The following is a 2,348-nucleotide window of genomic DNA, read 5'->3' as shown; positions in this document are numbered from 1 at the left end:
CCCGTGTTCCACTCCTTCCCTCAGTTTCATACGCTCAGTCCGAGGACGTACTACACATCGCAGGGCTGACCCGCGGAACATTGCCCCTGTTCCCGGCCGCAAACATTAAGGGAACTAAAAACCTTCTTGATGCGGCCCTCGGCAGCGCTCCCTCCTGCCCGGTCGTTGTCGTCAGCTCCTCGGCAGTGTACGGATACGCGGGGACCACACCCATTCAGGAATCCTGCCCGCTGCAACCCGTTTCGGATTATGGTATCAGCAAGGCCGGCCAAGAGGCGCTGTGCAGGCAGTATATGGATGCAGGGAAAGGCCGGATTGCCATTCCACGGCCGTTCAATCTGGTCGGCCCGGGCCAGCCAGACTTGTTTGTCTGCGGGAAAATCATCCGGCAGGTTGTCGAGATCGAGCAGGGAAAGCGTGATGTCCTTGACCTGCTGGAGACAGGTTCAATTCGTGACTTCATCGATGTCCGCGATGTTGTGCAGGGCTACTGGTCGATCCTCTCGCACCCGGAATTCGACAGGGTCTGCGCTGGAAATACCTTCAATCTCGGCTCCGGTGAGCCAAAGTCCATTGCCGACGTTATCCGCATTCTCGAAGAGATCACGGGGGAAACGTATTCCATCCGTCTTAAGGAAGAGCCGGTACCAGTACCGGTCCCCTGCCAGCGGTCGGATAACCGCCGGATTTCCGCGGCAACCGGGTGGAAAGCCGCGATTCCGTTATCCACTTCACTACGTGATATGCTCGATGCTGCACGAAATCAGGCCGGAGTATCCTGATTCTTCATGACGGGATACCTGTATATCACGCAATACCATGTACGAACAAGGAATGTTTTCTTAAGAAAACAAGAATCCCGGTCCTGTCATGGCGGTGTTTTATGACCCTTGAACAGAGAATCTATACTGACACTCCGGCGTGACCGGTTGCGCAGGATTCCCCAGAATGACAGAAAAGACGCTCGTCCTCTTCTCCGCCTCCTACCCATACTCCGTTGCCGCTGAGGATACATTCCTCGACCCGGAACTGCGCCGCGGAATCCATCTATTCTCCCGGATCATCGCTGTTCCATCCCGCAACGTGGGGACGCGCAATACTACATTTTCGGAAATCATTGTGGAAGAAGAATTCGCAACAAGGTTTGCACGGTTTAAATCGGACATGCTCTTCATGCTCAGGTACATTCTCAAAGCTGTGATCCGAAAGGAGTTCTACCAGGATCTGATAAAAAATTGGAAACGAGTTCTGAATCCTCTGGCTTTCTTAAAAACCGCATGGGTCCTTGCCGCGGCGTGCCTTCTCGAAGAATGGCTGTGTGAATATATCGAATCACAGAGGATCGATACCAGCAGGACGATCTTCTACACGTTCTGGTGCAACGAGATAACGCTCGGTCTTGCCCTGGTAAAGAAGAGATACCCGACAATGCAGATCGTCTCCCGGGCCAATGGATACGATATCTACGAGGAGCAGAACACTCCCCCGTATATTCCCTTCCGTGCGCCGACGTTCAGCTGCCTTAGAGAACTCTATACGGTATCAAAGCTGGCGAGAGACTACCTTGCGGAACTCTACCCGGCATATGCAGACAGGATGTTCTATGCCCACATGGGAGTCGAGGACCCAGGTTTTTCTGCTTCCGCGTCAGTGGATGGATCCCTCAATATTGTATCCTGCGCCTACATCGTCCCGGTGAAGAGGATCCGACTGATGGCCGACGGCATCATCGCATACGCAAAAAAGGCAGGCAACAGGAGGATCTCCTGGACGCATATCGGGGGTGGAGACAGCAGGGCCGAGCTCGAAGCATATACAAAAAAGAATGCTCCGGCAAATCTGGATGTCCGCTTCACCGGGTATGTCCCTTCGGTTTATGAGTTTTACAAAACGCATCCGGTAGATCTCCTGATAAGCACAAGTTCCTCAGAAGGCGTCCCCGTTTCGATTATGGAAGCAGAGAGCTGCGGGATACCGGTCATCGCTACCGCGGTCGGGGGAGTACCGGAGATCGTGAACGAGACCTGCGGCCATCTACTGCCCCCGGATCCAACGCCATTGCAGATCGCAGATGGGATCAGTGCAATTTGCGAAAGCACCGCCCGGGGTGCGGATCTCCGGCAGGGCGCACGGGAAAATTGGAAAACGAATTATAACGCAGAAACCAACTATACTCTGCTCTATCGTAACCGGCTCGAATCGCCGGCTGGGTAAAAAAAGGAATCTGAAATTTCGGCCCTCCCCTGCGCGATTTGAAAGGAAATCGAGGATCCAAAAAACCTTCAGTGCACTTTCATTGACTACAAATCTCCGATAACGGTCAGCTACTTCGGTATCTGGAACGTCGC

2 protein-coding genes are annotated in these 2,348 nt (G+C 53.6%); both read left to right on the top strand.

The features are described 5' to 3' along the window. A partial coding sequence (locus CW742_RS10780) for a GDP-mannose 4,6-dehydratase (RefSeq protein ID WP_292420266.1) occupies positions 1-782 on the top strand: 782 nt, incomplete at its 5' end. Between the two features lie 166 nt (positions 783-948). After that, a complete protein-coding gene (locus CW742_RS10775) occupies positions 949-2,214 on the top strand; it encodes a glycosyltransferase (protein ID WP_292420264.1) in 1,266 nt (421 codons plus the stop codon). The last annotated feature ends 134 nt before the right edge of the window (positions 2,215-2,348 follow it).

This window comes from Methanoregula sp. (assembly GCF_002835825.1).
Taxonomy (GTDB): domain Archaea; phylum Halobacteriota; class Methanomicrobia; order Methanomicrobiales; family Methanospirillaceae; genus Methanoregula.
Note: the sequence above shows the minus strand (reverse complement) of the source record. Positions and strands in the feature narration are given on the sequence as shown.